A 15,756-nucleotide genomic window follows, 5' to 3' on the forward strand; every position below is an offset into this window, starting at 1 on the left:
TGAGGTGGCGCACATGCGGATCGGAGAGCTTGCGGAGCGGACGGGGACGTCGCGTCGTTTGCTGCGGTACTACGAAGAACAGGGGCTGATCGTCTCGCAACGGCAGGCCAACGGCTACCGGGATTACGACGAGTCGTCCGTCGACCGGGTCATCCAGGTCCGCGGCCTGCTCGACGCCGGGCTGCCGACGCGGATCATCAAGCAGATCCTGCCGTGCCTCGACAAGCCCCGGCAGATCTACTTCCCCGACGCGACCCCGGAAATGCTCGAAACCCTGGAGGCCGAACGCGACCGGATGACCCGGCGCGCCGAATGCCTGCTCCGCAACCGGGACGCCATCACCGAGTACCTCGACGCCGTCCGAGCCTACGACCCCGCCGTTTCTTGACGGACCATCGTTGATCGTTATTCTCAGCTGAAACGGTCAAACGAACAGGCGGAGCGATGCGAGAGCTGGGTGGCGACCGGCGCCGGAGGATTCTGGCGGCCGTCGAAGCGCGCGGAGAGGCGCGGGTGGTCGATCTCGCCGCCGAACTCGAGGTCTCCGTGGTCACGGTGCGCCGTGACGTCGAAGGACTCGCGCGCGAGGGCAGGCTCCGGCGCGGGCATGGGGTGGCGAGGGCGCTGGTGCCGCATGTCGTGGCGCAACCGGCGCGCGAGGACGGCAGTGGCACGGTCGCGCTGGTGGTCCCGGAGCGGCACGCGTACCTGAACGAGGCCGTGCACGGCGCGAGGTCCGCGCTCGAAGAGGCCGGGATGCGGGTCGTCCTGCACATCGCGCCCCGGATCGAAGGCGGCGCCGAACACTCGATCGTCGAGCGGGTGCTGGCGGACGACGTGCGCGGCCTGCTGATCGCGCCCCGCTGGCTCACCGTCGAAGCGGAAGAGGCGGACTACGGCTGGATCGCGGAAATGCCGGTACCCACCGTGGTGATGGAGCGGCGGCCGCGCCCCGGCAGCGTTCTGCACGCGACGGATTCGGTCTGCACCGATCACTGGTACGGCGTCCATCTCGCGGTCGATCACCTCATTTCCTTGGGGCACAAGCGGATCGTCCTCGCCGCCCGCGACGACAGCCCGACCGCGCGCGCCTTGCGGACCGCGTTCGCCGAGATCGCGGTCAGGCCGGAGATCGAAGAGAGCACCGTGATCCTCAGTGCTCCGGACGCCGGGCCCGGCCATCCGGCGTCACCGCGTGACGAGCGGGAACTCGCGGAACTCGTCGGCGAGGGCGGGTTCACCGGCGCCGTCCTGCACGGGGACGTCGACGCGTTGATGCTCGTCGAGCGGCTGGCCGAAGCCGGTCTCCACGTGCCGCGGGACTATTCGGTGGTGGCCTACGACGACGTCGTCGCGGCGCTCGGCAGCACTCCGCTCACCGCCGTCGCGCCGCCGAAAGCCGAGGTCGGGCGGGTGGCCGCCGAACAGCTGCTCCGCAGGCTGGCCGTCGGCGGCCGTCCTCGGCGCGTCCAGCTGATGCCGGAACTGAAGATCAGGGGCTCCACCAGGGCGATCTGATCGTTTGACCGTGTTAACCGAAACTATTGACCGTAAAACGCTCAGGCGATCAGAATGCGCTATCCGAATCGCAGGAGGCATCGATGCCTGGTCGACCGAGCCGACGGTCCGTTCTCGCCGCGAGTTTGGCGCTCCCACTCGGAGCGGCACTAGGGGCCTGTACGTCGACGGCGGCGCCCACACCGGCCTCGGGACGGGCGACCAGGATCGTCTTCTGGTCCGCGCTGCGCGGCAGCCAGCAGGTCGTCGACGCGTTCAACAAGGCGCAGAACCGCATCCAGGTCGTCTTCCAGCAGATCCCGTCGGCCGACTTCGGCGGCTACGCGAAACTGAGCAACGCCGCCCGCGCCGGTAACGCCCCCGACGTCGCGACGATCGAATACCCGCAGGTGCCCGGGTTCGCGATCGACGGCGTGGCAAGGGATATCACCGATCTCGTCAGTGATTCCCTGCGCGCGAAACTGCTGCCGCAGGCGCTGAACCTGACCACGTTCGCGGGCAGGGTGTTCACCGTTCCGCTCGACATCGAGCCCATGGTCTTGCACTACCGCAAGGATTTGTTCGACCAGTTCGGCTTCGCGGTGCCGCGCACTTGGGACGAATACGCGGCCTTGAGCCGCAAGATCCGCGAGAAGCTGCCCGCCTCCCGGGTGGGTGTGTTCCCCACGGACGGCGCGACACAGTTCGCGGCGTTCTCCTGGCAGGCCGGCGCCCAGTGGTTCGACACCCGTCAAGGCGCGTGGAACGTCTCGATCGCCGACGCGCCGACCCGTAAGGTCGCGGACTTCTGGCAAAGCCTGGTCGAACGTGGCGACGTGTTCATCAACGCCGCCTCCGGCAGACAGTACGACGCCCAGCTCGCCCAGAACCTGGTGCTCACCAAGCTCAGCGGTGCCTGGGACGCGGGTGCGCAGATGAAGTCACGGCCGGGCCAAAAGGGAAAGTGGCGGATCGCGCCGATGCCCCAATGGGATCCGGCGAACCCGGCCGTCGGCACGCATGGTGGTTCGACGTTCGCCATCACCAAGGACAGCCGACATCCCGAAGCCGCCATGGAATTCATCGAGTGGCAGGTCTCGCATCCCGACGCCCTGCGCGCCAGGCTCTCCAGCGGTGCCAGCAGCCAGTACCCGGTGGCGCCCGCGCTCATCGACGTCGGCAGGCAGGCCTTCGACCGCGCCTACTACGGCGGCCAGGACATCTACAGCCTGTTCTCCGAGGAAGCGGGCAAGGTCCGGGACGGCTGGACCTGGGGGCCGCGGATGTCCGCGACGAACCGGGTCATGCAGGACGGTTTCGCGAAGGCGGCAGGCGGCGACAGGACGATCCTCGACGCCGTCCGCGACGCGCACGACGGCACGATGCCGGACCTCAAGGCACTCGGCCTTGCCATCACCGAACTCGGTTCCTGAACCGCCGGAAGAGAAAGGTGGTGCCCCCTCGATGACCGCGACCCTGTCCCCACCAGTCGCGCGGCCGCCCGCGAAGAACGGGCCACGCGTGAAATCGCGACGCCGCGAGCATTTCGCCGCCGGTGTGCTGATGACACCGTTCTTCGTCCTGCTCGTGACGATCTTCCTGATCCCGGTCGGCACCGCCGTCTGGCTGAGTTTCTTCGGCGACGACCAGCCAGGGCTCGGTTTCGGCCCGGAGGCCACGGTGTTCGCCGGGTTCCGCAGCTACGCCGCAGTCCTGTCCGATCCGACGTTCCTCAGCGGACTCGGCGTGGTCGCCCTGTACTGCTTGATCTACATCCCGCTATTGGTCCTCGGCTCGCTCGTGCTGGCGCTGCTGCTGGATTCCGGCGCGGCACGGCTGCGCGCGTCGGCGCAGCTCGCCTTGTTCATGCCGCACGCCATCCCCGGCATCATCGCCGCGCTGATCTGGGTCTACCTCTACACACCGGGACTCAGCCCGGTGGTGGAGCTGCTGGGCAAGGCCGACATCGAGGTGAACTTCCTCGGGGTGCACGGTGTCCTCCCGTCGATCGTGAACATCGCGCTGTGGAGCAACCTCGGCTACTACATGGTGGTCTTCTACGCCGCGCTGCAGGCGATCCCGCGTGAGGTGATCGAGGCCGCGGTGGTGGACGGCGCCGGCCCGGTCCGGACGGCGGTGCGCATCAAGGCGCCGCTCATCCGGTCCTCGGTGGTCATGGTCGTGCTGTTCGCCCTGATCTGGGCACTGCAGTTGTTCACCGAACCGATGCTGCTCAGTCAGTCGACGCCGATGGTCGGTGCCCGCTTCTCGCCGAGCATGTACATCTACGACGCGGCCTTCACCCGCAACAACTACGGGCTCGCCGCGGCGGCGTCGGTGATCCTTCTGGCCTGCACCATCGCGCTGTCCTACGGCGTGACGCGCTGGTCCAACCGAGACCGGGGAGAGAAAAGCCGATGACCGCTCCCGCCTTGAGGCCGCGTCTGCTCGGCCGGTCGGCCGTCAACGTCGTAGTCGGCGTCTCCGTGCTGTACACCGTGCTGCCGATGCTGTGGCTGGTGCTCGCCGCGTCGAAGGATCGCGACGCGCTCTTCGGCAGCGATCTCTTTTCCGCCAAGGGTTTCTCGTTCATGCAGAACGTGGGCGACCTGTTCGCGATGGACGGCGGGATCTACGGCCGCTGGTACGCCAACAGCCTGCTCTACGCCGTCGTCGGCGCCGCGGTCGGTTCGCTGGTGAGCGTCGCCTGCGGCTACGCCTTCGACAAATACCGGTTCCGGCACAAGGAGAAACTCTTCGGCCTGGTGCTGGCCGCGGTGATGGTGCCGCAGACGGTGCTCGCGCTGCCGCTGTACCTGATGGCTTCGGAAGCGGGTGTGGTCAACACCTTCTGGGCGGTGTTCATCCCGGTGCTGTTCAACCCGTTCGGCGTGTACCTCGGCCGGATCTTCAGCCAGGGCTACGTACCCGACGAGGTGCTGGAAGCCGCGCGGATCGACGGCGCGAGCGAGCTGAAGATGTACTGGACGGTCGCCCTGCGCATGCTGGCGCCCGGCGTGGTCACCGTCTTCCTCTTCCAGCTCACCGCGATCTGGAACAACTTCTTCCTGCCGATGGTCATGCTTTCCGACCAGAAGCTGTACCCGGTCAGCCTCGGCCTCTACTCCTGGAACAGTTCCGCGTCGGTCTCGCCCGAGTACTATCCGGTGGTGATCATGGGTTCTCTGCTCGCCGTCATCCCGCTCATCGTCGCTTTCGCGATGCTGCAACGGTTCTGGCGATCCGGGCTCACCGCGGGGGCGGTCAAGTGACCGTTCGCGCCGCGCTGGCGATGAGCAAGGAGGCCGCGACCGCCGTGCTCACCCCCGCACCACTGGCCGAACTGGGCCGGGTCTGCGACCTCGTCGCGGACCCGGTGCTCGACGACTTCACCACCCCCGAAGCGCTCGACGTGCTGCGGGACGTCGAGGTACTGGTCACCGGCTGGGGCTGTCCGCCGCTCGACGCTGCCGCGCTGGCGGCCGCGCCCCGGCTGCGCGCGGTCGTCCACACCGCCGGATCCGTGCACGGGCATGTCACCGGCGATTGCTGGGACCGGGGGATCGAGGTGTCGTCCGCGGCGTCGGCCAACGCGCTCCCGGTGGCCGAGTACACGGTGTCGATGATCCTCCTGACCGGCAAGCGCGTGTTCGAAAGCGCCCGTGAGTACCGGCGGACCCGAGAGCGGAAAGACTGGCTTTCGACTCCGGCCGACGTCGGGAATTTCGGCCGTACCGTGGGGATCCTGTCGGCCTCGCTGATCGGCCGCCGGGTGATCGACCTGCTGCGGCCGTTCGACCTCCGGATCCTGCTGCACGATCCCTACGTGACCGACGCGGACGCGGCGGCGCTCGGCGTGGAGCGGGTCGGGCTCGCCGAGCTGTTCGCGCGCGGCGACGTCGTCAGCGTGCACACCCCGCTCCTGCCCGAGACCCGTGGCCTGGTGAGCCGGGAGCTGCTCACCGCGATGCGCCCCGACGCCGTCCTGATCAACACCGCGCGCGGGGCGGTCGTCGACCAGGACGCCCTCGCCGACGTCACCGCCGACGGCCGGATCAGGGCCGTCCTCGACGTCACCGATCCCGAGGTGCTGCCTAGTGACCATCCTTTGTGGACCATCGAGAACGTCTTGATCACCCCGCATCTGGCCGGATCGCAGGGCAACGAATGGCGGCGGCTGGCCGATCTCGCCGTCGCCGAGGTCGCACGCTGGGCTTCGGGTGAGGGCTTCGCCCATCCGGTCAAGCGCGAAAGGCTCGGAAGGATCGCATGAAGCTCCCCGCTGAAGACAGGGAACTGAGCCCGCACACCGGGTACACGCGACGGCATTGGGAGGCGGCTGCGGACGGTCTGCTCGCGGCGGCGTGGCGCTGGGCGAGCCCGGGCGGCGCGTTCCTCGATCTGCCGGGCAGACCGTCGGGCAGCGGCGTCCGCTCGGACGGGCTGGAGGGGTACGCGCGCACCTTCCTCGCCGCGGCGTTCCGGGTGGCCGGTGCCAAGGGCGACGATCCGCACGGCTGGCTCGGCCGCTACGCCGAGGGGATCGCCGCGGGTACCCGCGAACCCGGCCGCGAAGACGCCGAATCGTGGCCGCTCATCCTGAACCACGACGTCCAGGGACAGCCGATGGTGGAATCCGCGTCAGTCGCCCTGGGGCTGCGACTGACCAGGGAATGGCTGTGGGACCGGCTCGACTCGGGCGTCCGGGACCGCGTCGAACACTGGCTGCGGGGCGCGCTGCGGCATGTGCCCGCGCCGAACAACTGGTACCTCTTCCCGTACGCCGTGGCGGGGTTCCTGGAGGCGGTCGGCCGGGGTGACGCCGAAACCGCCCGCGTCCGCGAACGGGCGCTGACCCTGCTGGAGACCTGGTATCGCGGCGACGGCTGGTACGCGGACGGCGACGGCCGCGCGTTCGATCAGTACAACGGCTGGGCCTTGCATCTGTATCCGGTGCTCGACGGGTATCTGGCGGGGGAGACGTCGGTCCACGGGCAACGGCTGCGTGAGCATCTCGAGGGTTCCCGGCTGCTCTTCGGCGGCGACGGCGCGCCTGTCTACTTCGGACGGTCGATGGTCTACCGGTTCGCCGCGGCCTCGGCGATCGGTCTCGGGGCGCTCACCGGGCATACGCCGCTCGATCCCGGTGTCTCCCGGCGCCTGATGAGCGGGACACTGAAGTACTTCCTCGATCGTGGTTCGGTGGGGGAAGACGGGCTGCTGAGCCTCGGCTGGCACGGCCCGCACGACGCGTCGTTGCAGCACTACTCGGGGCCGGGCTCCCCGTATTGGGCGTCGAAGGCGTTCGTCTGCCTGCTGGCACCACCGCATGATCCTTTGTGGACAGAGGTCGAAGGCAGAGCGCCGAGCGAGGGGCCGGATACGGTGCTCGCCGTGCCGTCCGCCGGTTTTCTGGTGCAGACGACGCGCGCCGACGGGGTCGTCCGGCTGTACAACCACGGCAGCGATCACGTCCGCCCGTACGAGCCGGACTCCGCCGAGGGCGAAGACCCGCTGTACGCGCGGCACGCCTACTCGACCAGGACGGGGCCGACGGCGGTGGGCAATGTCCGCGACAACCATTTCGCCGTCGTCCTCGGCGGTGTGCGCAGTGCCCGGCGCCGGATCCAGCCGCTCGGAGCCGGGAACGGGGACGGCTGGGGTTGGGCGGCGTCGTGGCACAAGCCGGTTTTCGTATCCGGTCCGCCGATGGTCCCCGGCCTGCGGGTCGAGAGCGTGACGGTCGCGCGAGGCCGGTACGAACTGCGGGCGCACCGCGTCCTCGGCGCGCCGCCCGGGGCCAAGGTCGAACTCACCGGCTGGGCCACCGACCCTGGCGAGTCGGTGCTGCGGCCGCTGCTCGGCTGGACCGGGCAGGACGAACTCCGCGCGCCACAGGGCACGGCGTTCACCCGGTGGGCCGTGGTCCCGCGGCTGACCGCGGAGGCCGAAGGCACCAAGATCTACGTCGCCCTCGCGGCTCTTTCCGCCGAACAGCCGGAGGACGTCGAGGTCGTCACCGGACCGGCCGGTTTCGAGGTCCGCTGGCCCGACGCCTTCGTCACCCGGGTCACCTTCGACCCGATCGAGGTGACCAGTCCCTCACTTGACACCATGAGAAAGCGCTTTCAAGATTGAGCGGCACCGGTCGAGGGAGGGTATGTGAACCGACGGTTCGCCGTGAGCACACTGGGGATGCCCGGTGTGCCCGTGGCCATGGCGGCCGAGGTCGCCGCCGCCAACGGCTGCCACGGGATCGAACTGCGGGCACACCCCGACGAAGCCGTCCATAGTGGACTTTCCGAACGCGGAACGGCGCAGGTACGGGCGCTGATCGCCGACGCCGGTCTGGAAGTGGCCTGCCTGGCCGGGTACGCGAAGGTGTGCGCTCCCGGCCCGGACGAGCCGGTGATCGCCGAACTGCGCGCGCTGATCGAACTCGCGCACGGTCTCGGTGCCCCCTCCATCCGGGTCTTCCCCGGCGGTGACGGCCCTTCGTACGACCGGATCGCCGCGGTGCTGGACGAACTGGCGTCCGCCGGCGTCCGCCTGCTGGTCGAGACGCACGACTCCCATCCGACCGGCAAGGCCGCGATGGGGCTGGTCGAACCGTTCGGCGACCCCGCCCGCGTCGCGGTGCTGTGGGACGCGCTGCACCCGTGGCGTTCCGGCGAGACACCCGCCGAAACCCGGGCGGCGCTCGGCGATCATCTCGGATATTTCCAGGTCAAGGACGCCGTCTCGGCCGTGGACACGACACCCGTCCCGCCGGGGGAAGGCGCGGTCCCGCTCGGCGAATGCGCCGGACTGCTGCGGGATTGGGCGGGCTGGATCTCCCTGGAGTGGGAGAAGGCGTGGTACCCGGACATCGCGCCGGTGGTCGCGCCGTTGCGCGCGGCCGCCACCTGGTTCTTGAGTCTCGACAGTGAGAAAGCGCTTTCAAAGGAGAACGGATGACCACGCGGACACTCGGCGTCTTGATGAACGGCGTCACCGGGCGGATGGGCTACCGGCAGCATCTGGTGCGCTCGGTCCTGGCGATCAACGAGGCGGGCGGGGTCGAACTGTCCGACGGGTCGCGGGTCCGGCTGGAGCCGGTACTGGTGGGCCGCAACGCGGACAAGCTCGAAGAGATCGCCACGCGGCACGGGCTGACCCGCTGGACCACCGACCTCGACGCGGCGCTCGGCGACGACGACCTCCCGCTCTACTTCGACGCGCAGCTGACCGCCGTCCGGGAGAAGTCGATCGTCCGCGCCATCGACGCGGGCAAGCACATCTACACCGAGAAGCCGGTCGCGGAATCGGTCGAAGGCGCGCTCGCCCTGGCACGGCACGCGGAGGCGGCCGGGGTCAAGAACGGCGTCGTCCACGACAAGCTGTACCTGCCCGGGCTGCTCAAGCTGAAGCGGCTGCTCGACAGCGGCTTCTTCGGCCAGGTGCTCTCCGTGCGCGGCGAGTTCGGGTACTGGGTCTTCGAGGGCGACTGGCAGAGCGCGCAGCGGCCGAGCTGGAACTACCGTGCCGAAGACGGCGGCGGCATCGTCGTCGACATGTTCTGCCACTGGAACTACGTGCTGGAGAACCTCTTCGGCGCCGTCAACGCCGTGACCGCGAAGGCCGTCACCCACATCCCGGAGCGCGTCGACGAGAAGGGCGAGCGGTACACGGCCACCGCCGACGACGCCGCGTACGCGATCTTCGAGCTCGAAGGCGGCGTCATCGCCCAGCTCAACTCGTCCTGGTGCGTGCGGGTCCACCGCGACGAACTGGTGGAGTTCCAGGTCGACGGCACGCGCGGGAGCGCGGTCGCGGGGCTGCACCGGTGCGTCATCCAGCCGAGGGAGGCCACGCCGAAGCCGGTGTGGAACCCCGACCTGGCCGAGACCCAGTCGTACCGCTCCCAGTGGCAGGAGGTGCCGGACAACGAGGAGTTCGGCAACGGCTTCCGCGCACAGTGGGAGCAGTTCATCCGGCACGTCGTGGAGGACGCACCGCATCCCTACGACTTCATGGCGGGCGTACGCGGCATCCGGCTCGCGGAGGCAGGCCTCGAGTCGTCACGGGAGAACCGCCGGATCTCGCTGGTCTAGCGACCGAACACGGCGTCAGGGTCTTCGGCGATCAGCCCCGAGATCTCCCGGATCTTCCGGTTCGTGTGCTGTGACGCCTCCGTGAGCCAGCGGAACGCCTCGTCGGCGTTCAGTCCCAGACGCGCCATCACGATGCCCTTCGCGGTGGCGATGGCGTCCCTGGTCTCCAGCGCGGCGACCAGGGTCTCCGCCTGCTTTTCGGCGGCGGCCCAGCGGGACGCGGTCAGGACGATCGCCGAGATCGCCGAGGTGAACATCGCGATCAACGCAGACTCGACCGGGGCGAACGCGTCCTCGGTATAGCTCCAGATGTTGAGCGCGCCCGAGAGCGGCTCGGTGTCACGCCGCCGGTAGCCGTGGCCGTCGTCGGGGAGGAACAACGGGCAGGCCAGTGCGGTCCGGACACCGAGTTGCTCGGCGGCGGCCGCGAAATCGGGCCAGCGGACGGACGCGGTCTCCAGCCGGGTGCGGACGATCGTCCCGGTTTCGGCCGCAGTCAGGCACGGCCCCTCGTCGGCGCTGTACTGGGTCTTGTCCAAGGGGAGCAGGGACTCGTCGGTGGCGGCGATGGTGCTCGGTTCGTCGTTCTCGTAGAGCGTGACGGTGGCCGCGTCCGCTTCGGGCAGCAGGTCGACCACCTTCTTCGCCACCCGCACCAGCAGTTCGTCGCGGGACTCGTCGAGCCGGATCGACTCGGTGAGCTCTCGCAACGCCGAAGTGGTGTCGCGAAACTGATCCATCATGTCCCTTTCCCATGGCCGGCCCGGTTGCGCCAGCCTTCCGAACCTACCCGGTCCGGGTCCGGGGGCATTGCACGATTCGGCCTAACCATCGGCCGGTGGCCGCCCGGCTCAGTGGTCAACAGACCCTCGCCGTGGGAAAGCCCGGGAAGTCGCCGTTCGAACCGGGTGACCTGCCCGGTCGGGAGAATTCCGGTCAGTTCGGCCCGGTCGCCGCGGAGCACCGAACCGGTGACGACCCCGCCGAGTTCGATCAGCCCGGACAGTGTCACGTTCACCACATCGGCGGGTAGTTCCAGTTCGACGCGGCTGATCGGTTCCAGTACCTCCGTCCCCGCCTCCTCCAGTGCCTCCCGCAACGCGAGCGGAGCGACCTTGCGGAAGTCGCCCGCCGCGCTGACCGGGCTGAAGTAGCCGGTGTGGGTCACGGTCACCGCGCAGTCGACGACCTCCCAGCCGGACGGCCCGTGCCGCAGCGCCGCCTCGACCGCCTCCTCGATGGCCTTGTGGAAGGCGAGGGGGAGGGAGCCGAGTTCGACGTCGAGGCCGAAGGTCAGTCCCGACCCGGGAGCGCCGGGTTCCACACGGAGGCCGAGCGTCGCGAAGTACGGGTTCCGCGGCTCGGTGATCTCCCACCGCGAGGATCCGGTGCCGACCGGCCGCTCGACACAGATCGTCCGCGTGGCGGCGAACCCGACGTCGAGGCCGTGCTGTCCGGAGAGTGTCTCCGCGATGATCTCCTTCTGTACCTCGCCGTAGAGCCGTACGGAGATCTGGCGTGTCTCGTCGTCCTGCCGGACGGAGATCAGCGGATCCTGTTCCGCCAGTTCCTGCAGGGCGGCGAAGACCGAAGGCGTTTCCCCGGGCCGGGCGGGAACGACCACGGTCTCCAACGCGGGCGGCGGGAACTGGGCCGCGGCCCCCTGGGCGTCGAAGACACCGACCTGGTCGCCGATCCGGATCTCCTTGAGGCCGGTGACCTTGGCGATCCGCCCGGCACTGGCGCGGGCCTCCACGGTGCCGTCGCCGATCTCGAAGACACGCACCGCGCTCACCTTCGCCTCCGTCGTGATCGCCCCGCCCGGGCTTCGGCGATGGAACCGGACGACGTCCCGCGCGCCGATCTCGCCGGAGAACACGCGGAGATAGGCGATCTTCTCGTGGGCTCGGCCGCGTTCGATCTTGAACACGGTGGCCCGCAGCCGGTCGTCGATCGCGGGTTTCGCCGTCTCCGCGAGGAATTCGCGGATGCCGTCGGTCAGCTCGGCGATCCCCTCGCCGCTGTGCGCGGATCCGAAGAAGACCGGGGAGACGACACCGCGCCGGGTCTGACGGACGACTTCGGCCCGGTAATCCTCGGCGGTCGGCATGCCGTCGAGGTACGCGGACAGGAAGTCGTCGCTGTGCTCGGCCAGCGTTTCGGCGAGCGCGGCCGACGGTGAGAGCGGTCGCGGCCGGGTCCTCGCGGCCGCCGTGCCGAGGTCGTCGACGTCGGACATCGGCACGCACGCGACGCCGAGGCGTTCGGTGAGGTCGGCGAGGAGCCCGTCGTAGCGGGCGCCGGCGCGGTCGATCTTGTTGGCGAAGATCACCACGGGGAGCCGCAGCCGGGCGAGGGCTCGCATGAGTACGCGGGTCTGCGCCTGCACCCCCTCGACGGCGGAAACGACGAGGACGACGGCGTCGAGCACCCGGAGCGCGCGCTCGACCTCGGCGATGAAGTCGGGGTGCCCGGGGGTGTCGATCAGGTTGACCCGCAGGTCACCGACGCGGAAGGCGACCACGGCCGAGCGGATGGTGATGCCGCGGCGGCGTTCCAGTTCCATCGTGTCGGTGCGCGTGTCCCCGGCGTCGACGCGGCCGAGGGTGCCGATGGCACCGGTGTGATGGAGCAGGCGCTCCGTCAGGCTCGTCTTACCGGCGTCGACATGGGCGAGAATTCCGATGTTCAGGTGTTCCATGGATGAACGGCTCCAGGGCTGTCGAAAGGTCCGTACGACTCGGGGACTCGACAGCGCACCGCACGCCGTTCTCCTTCTCTTGAAAACACCTGGCCGGGCCGGACGTTAGCAGTGTGTTTCCGGCCGGTCACGCGATTTACCGACGAAACGCGGCGTTGCTGAAGTGCGGAATCCGTGCTTCACTCCTTGCGTGCCGTACCGACGTACCCCGAAGACGCAGGCCAGGCTGGACTCCCAGCGAGGGGAGATCCTGGCCGCCGCCATCGCGTTGCTGGCCGAGACCGGCTACGCGGGCTGCTCCATGGCCGCGGTCGCCGCACGGGCGGGCGTCGGCACCGGCAGCGTCTACCGGCAGTTCCCGTCCAAGGCAGACCTGGTCGTCGAGGTCTTCCGCGAAGTGGTCTCCCGGGAGGTCACCGCCGTCGAGGCCGCCGCGTCCCGAGGCGACGTCCGGGAACGGGTGGTCGCGGTGATCGAGACGTTCGCCGGCCGGGCATTGAAGGCGCCGAGGCTGGCGTACGCGTTGCTTGCCGAGCCCGTCGACGCCGTGGTGGAGGCCGAACGGCTGGTGTTCCGCCGCGCGTTCCGCGAGGTCATCGCCAGGAACATCGCCGACGGCGTGGCCAGGGGATTACTGCCCTCGCAGGACGCGGAGGCGACCGCCGCGGCGCTGGTCGGCGCGGGCGCCGAAATGCTCGTCGGCCCGCTAGCCGGGGACGGCGGCCCGGACACGATCCCGCATCTGGTCACCTTCACCCTCCGCGCGCTGGGAGGCTCCGATGGCCTTTGAGACGCTCACTTATCGCGTCGAAGACCGCAAGGCCTACCTGACGTTGAACCGCCCCGAGCGGCTCAACGCGATCAACGACGTGATGCCCGACCTCAAGCAGTTCGCCGAGGGAGACCGCGAAGGCCGCTGGAATCAAGGCCCGGTCTGGGATCCGGTCAAGGACTACCGGGTGATGAAGCGCAACACCGACGACTTCTTCAGCCTGTGGCGATCGCTGAAACCCACGATCTGCATGTGGGTCTACCGCGTCGGTGCCCAGCGCGCGAAGCGGATGCTGCTCACCGGCGACACCATCGACGGCACCACCGCTGCGGACTGGGGGCTCGCGCTCGACGCGGTGGAACCCGATCGGCTCGAAGCCGCTGTCGAGGAACTCGCCGACCGCATGGCGGGCGTGCCGACGAACCAGCTGGTGATGCAGAAGCTGATGATCAACCAGGCCTACGACAACATGGGACTCTCCGGCACCCAGACCCTCGCGACCTTCTTCGACGGCGTCACCCGGCACACCCCGGAAGGCCGCTGGTTCCGCGAGTTCGCCGAACGCGACGGTTTCCACGAGGCGGTGGCCTACCGCGATTCCGGACAGGTCATCCCGGACGGCGGCGGACCGCTGCCGGACAGTACCGATTCGAGGAGGTCGTCATGACCGCGAACACCGAAAGCGAACGGGTCGCCGAACGCCTGCAACGTTCCTCCGCGCGGCTTTCCTACGATCCGGACATCGACGTCGACTGGCAGGCACCGCTGGTCGAAGGCGCGTACGGCAAAGCGCCGGAACGCTGTTCCTTGTACGGCACCGAATTGTGGGAACGCCTCGACGAAGACCAGCGAGGCGAACTGAGCCGTCAGGAGGCCGCGGCCGCGGCGGCGTCGGGGATCTGGTTCGAGCTGATCCTGATGCAAGGCCTGGTACGGCACGTGTACAACAGCGACCCGACCACGCACAACGCCCAGTACGCGCTCACCGAGATCGCCGACGAATGCCGTCACAGCACCATGTTCGCCCGCTCGATCGCGAAGACCGGCGGCGTCGTCCGGCGCCCCAGCCGGTCGGCGCACCGGGCGGGCAAGGTGTTCGGCGCCCTCTGCGGCCCGGCGTTGCTGTTCGCCGGAGCCATCTACGTCGAAGAACTCGCCGACGGCATGCAGCGCGAGATGATGCGTGACTCCGACCTGCAACCGATGATCCGGATGATCTCGCGTATCCACGTCCTCGAAGAAGCTCGGCACATCAGCTTCGCCAAGGACGAATTGGGCAGGGCCTGGGCCCGCCACGGCCGCGTCGGCCGCGAACTGATCCGATGGGCGATCGCCGCCATGGCCTATGTCGCGACGTCGGAGTTGTTGCACCCCAAGGCATACACCTCTGTCGGACTGGACCCCCGCGAAGCCCGCCAGGTCGCCGCCGCGAACCCGCACTGGCGCCGGACCAAGGCGACGTGGGCGGCCAAGGCCGTCGACCACTTCACCGAAATCGGCCTCATCGGTGGCCCCAGCCGTCGGCTGTGGCGACGCGCAGGCGTCCTCGACTGAACGCAAAACCCAGGAAGGTAGCCCATGTCCGCACGTACCGGCCAGGTCCTCGGCCTCACCATCGCCGCGACCGGTCTCGCCCACTTCGCCGCCCCGGCGGCCTTCGAACCCGTGACGCGGATGGCGTTCGCGGACGACGTCCGTAACTGGACCTATCGCAATGGCGCCACCGAACTCGCCATCGGACTGGCGATCGCGGCCCGGCCCACGCGGAAGGCCGGTGCCGCCGGGCTGGCCGTTTACGCCGGATGGCTGGCGAAGCGAGTGCTCGCCCGGCGCTGAGACCATTCAGGCGGAAGGTCCGTGAAGGCCTCCTTCCCTACTCTCAAAGTAGGGAAGGAGGCCTTCACGGACTTCGCAGGGAGAGGTCAGCCGGTGACGTCGAGGTGGGCCTTGGCCGGGGTGGGGGTGGGTGCCTTGCCGTCGGCGGTGGGCCTGTCGCCGGCGGGCTTCGTGGTGGTCGAGGTCGCCGGGGTGCCCGGCTTGGAGGTGGTCGGCTTGGCGTGGGTCGGCTTGCCGGAAGGCGGCTCGGTGGTCGAGCCGTCGCCGTCTCCGTTGCCCGCGGCGCAGGTCACCGAGGCGAGGTCGAGCGTCTGGATTCCGTCGACACTGATCGACAGCGCGGTGACGGTGAGCGAGCCGTCCTTGTGCTTGACCTGCTTGTTCAGCGTGACCGAGGCCAGTCCCTCGACGCCGACGGCGGTGTTCGGTGCGGCGGCGACGTCGAGCTTGGTGGCGCCGATGGACGCCTTGGCGAGCGACGAGCTGCCCTTGCCGTTCTTGCACTCCGCTTCGATGGCCGATGCGCTGACCAGCGGCTTGCCCTGTTTGCCGATGAGCCCGCCGGGGTTCACGCTGACTTCCTTGATACTGGCCTTGGCACTGTCCTCGCTCGCCCGCGCGTTGAGCAGGTTGAGCTTGACCAGCTGCATCGGCAGCGAGAACTCCGCGAGCGACTTCTGCTGGAAGCCGTCCGAGCCGTCGACCGCGGGGACCGGGTCGATCTTCAGCAGACCGGAGGCGGACAAGGCGAACGCCGAGCTGCCGTGGCCGGTGGCGCCTGCCGCGGGCGCGATGGCGGTGAGCGCCACCACGCTGAGGGCGACTCCGCCGACGAGAGCTTTTCTGGTGAACAAATC

General features: G+C 69.1%; 16 protein-coding genes. 13 read left to right on the top strand and 3 right to left on the bottom strand.

From position 1 onward, the window contains the following. The first annotated feature begins 13 nt into the window (after window positions 1-13). From ACZ7KI_RS39450 to ACZ7KI_RS39490, 9 genes are all read left to right on the top strand, one after another. The gene (locus ACZ7KI_RS39450) at window positions 14-388 is read left to right on the top strand and encodes a MerR family transcriptional regulator (RefSeq protein WP_470278106.1); all 375 of its coding nucleotides are present in this window, start codon (window positions 14-16) and stop codon (window positions 386-388) included. A gap of 56 nt (window positions 389-444) precedes the next feature. Beyond that, window positions 445-1,518 carry a substrate-binding domain-containing protein gene (locus ACZ7KI_RS39455; RefSeq protein ID WP_470278107.1) on the top strand — a complete coding sequence of 358 codons (1,074 nt, stop codon included), beginning with the start codon at window positions 445-447 and terminating at the stop codon, window positions 1,516-1,518. Between the two features lie 83 nt (window positions 1,519-1,601). Next, the gene (locus ACZ7KI_RS39460) at window positions 1,602-2,930 is read left to right on the top strand and encodes an ABC transporter substrate-binding protein (protein WP_470278108.1); all 1,329 of its coding nucleotides are present in this window, start codon (window positions 1,602-1,604) and stop codon (window positions 2,928-2,930) included. A gap of 31 nt (window positions 2,931-2,961) precedes the next feature. Then, window positions 2,962-3,918: a carbohydrate ABC transporter permease gene (locus ACZ7KI_RS39465; protein WP_470278109.1), complete on the top strand. Its 957-nt coding sequence runs from the start codon at window positions 2,962-2,964 to the stop codon at window positions 3,916-3,918. After that, window positions 3,915-4,769, top strand: coding sequence for a carbohydrate ABC transporter permease (locus tag ACZ7KI_RS39470; protein ID WP_470278110.1), 855 nt, complete (start codon window positions 3,915-3,917; stop codon window positions 4,767-4,769). The genes ACZ7KI_RS39465 and ACZ7KI_RS39470 overlap by 4 nt, the downstream gene beginning before the upstream one ends. After that, window positions 4,766-5,770 (top strand): hydroxyacid dehydrogenase, encoded by a 1,005-nt coding sequence (locus ACZ7KI_RS39475; RefSeq protein WP_470278111.1) that lies wholly within the window; start codon window positions 4,766-4,768, stop codon window positions 5,768-5,770. Before ACZ7KI_RS39470 ends, ACZ7KI_RS39475 begins: the two co-directional genes overlap by 4 nt. After that, on the top strand, window positions 5,767-7,635 hold the full coding sequence (locus tag ACZ7KI_RS39480) for a DUF2264 domain-containing protein (RefSeq protein ID WP_470278112.1): 1,869 nt from the start codon (window positions 5,767-5,769) through the stop codon (window positions 7,633-7,635). Before ACZ7KI_RS39475 ends, ACZ7KI_RS39480 begins: the two co-directional genes overlap by 4 nt. A gap of 24 nt (window positions 7,636-7,659) precedes the next feature. After that, complete coding sequence (locus ACZ7KI_RS39485; RefSeq protein WP_470278113.1) at window positions 7,660-8,454, top strand: sugar phosphate isomerase/epimerase family protein; 795 nt, start codon at window positions 7,660-7,662, stop codon at window positions 8,452-8,454. Continuing rightward, window positions 8,451-9,590 carry a Gfo/Idh/MocA family protein gene (locus ACZ7KI_RS39490; protein ID WP_470278114.1) on the top strand — a complete coding sequence of 380 codons (1,140 nt, stop codon included), beginning with the start codon at window positions 8,451-8,453 and terminating at the stop codon, window positions 9,588-9,590. Before ACZ7KI_RS39485 ends, ACZ7KI_RS39490 begins: the two co-directional genes overlap by 4 nt. On the opposite strand, the gene ACZ7KI_RS39495 is transcribed toward ACZ7KI_RS39490, so the two are convergent. After that, window positions 9,587-10,333, bottom strand: a complete 747-nt coding sequence (locus ACZ7KI_RS39495) for an ANTAR domain-containing protein (protein WP_470278115.1) — start codon at window positions 10,331-10,333, stop codon at window positions 9,587-9,589. The genes ACZ7KI_RS39490 and ACZ7KI_RS39495 overlap by 4 nt on opposite strands. Continuing rightward, window positions 10,330-12,291: a GTP-binding protein gene (locus ACZ7KI_RS39500; RefSeq protein ID WP_470278116.1), complete on the bottom strand. Its 1,962-nt coding sequence runs from the start codon at window positions 12,289-12,291 to the stop codon at window positions 10,330-10,332. The genes ACZ7KI_RS39495 and ACZ7KI_RS39500 overlap by 4 nt, the downstream gene beginning before the upstream one ends. 190 nt (window positions 12,292-12,481) lie before the next feature. Between ACZ7KI_RS39500 and ACZ7KI_RS39505 the strand changes: the two genes are divergently transcribed. The 4 genes from ACZ7KI_RS39505 to ACZ7KI_RS39520 are packed head-to-tail and all read left to right on the top strand — an operon-like array spanning window position 12,482 to window position 14,899. Continuing rightward, window positions 12,482-13,081, top strand: coding sequence for a TetR/AcrR family transcriptional regulator (locus tag ACZ7KI_RS39505; protein WP_470278117.1), 600 nt, complete (start codon window positions 12,482-12,484; stop codon window positions 13,079-13,081). Then, the gene (locus ACZ7KI_RS39510) at window positions 13,071-13,730 is read left to right on the top strand and encodes an enoyl-CoA hydratase-related protein (RefSeq protein ID WP_470278118.1); all 660 of its coding nucleotides are present in this window, start codon (window positions 13,071-13,073) and stop codon (window positions 13,728-13,730) included. Before ACZ7KI_RS39505 ends, ACZ7KI_RS39510 begins: the two co-directional genes overlap by 11 nt. Further along, a complete protein-coding gene (locus tag ACZ7KI_RS39515; RefSeq protein WP_470278119.1) occupies window positions 13,727-14,617 on the top strand; it encodes an AurF N-oxygenase family protein in 891 nt (296 codons plus the stop codon). The genes ACZ7KI_RS39510 and ACZ7KI_RS39515 overlap by 4 nt, the downstream gene beginning before the upstream one ends. A gap of 24 nt (window positions 14,618-14,641) precedes the next feature. Continuing rightward, complete coding sequence (locus ACZ7KI_RS39520) at window positions 14,642-14,899, top strand: hypothetical protein (RefSeq protein ID WP_470278120.1); 258 nt, start codon at window positions 14,642-14,644, stop codon at window positions 14,897-14,899. Between the two features lie 86 nt (window positions 14,900-14,985). On the opposite strand, the gene ACZ7KI_RS39525 is transcribed toward ACZ7KI_RS39520, so the two are convergent. Next, the gene (locus ACZ7KI_RS39525; RefSeq protein WP_470278121.1) at window positions 14,986-15,753 is read right to left on the bottom strand and encodes a choice-of-anchor P family protein; all 768 of its coding nucleotides are present in this window, start codon (window positions 15,751-15,753) and stop codon (window positions 14,986-14,988) included. Window positions 15,754-15,756: the final 3 nt, after the last annotated feature.

The sequence above is a fragment of the Amycolatopsis sp. NPDC039088 genome, assembly GCF_055598845.1.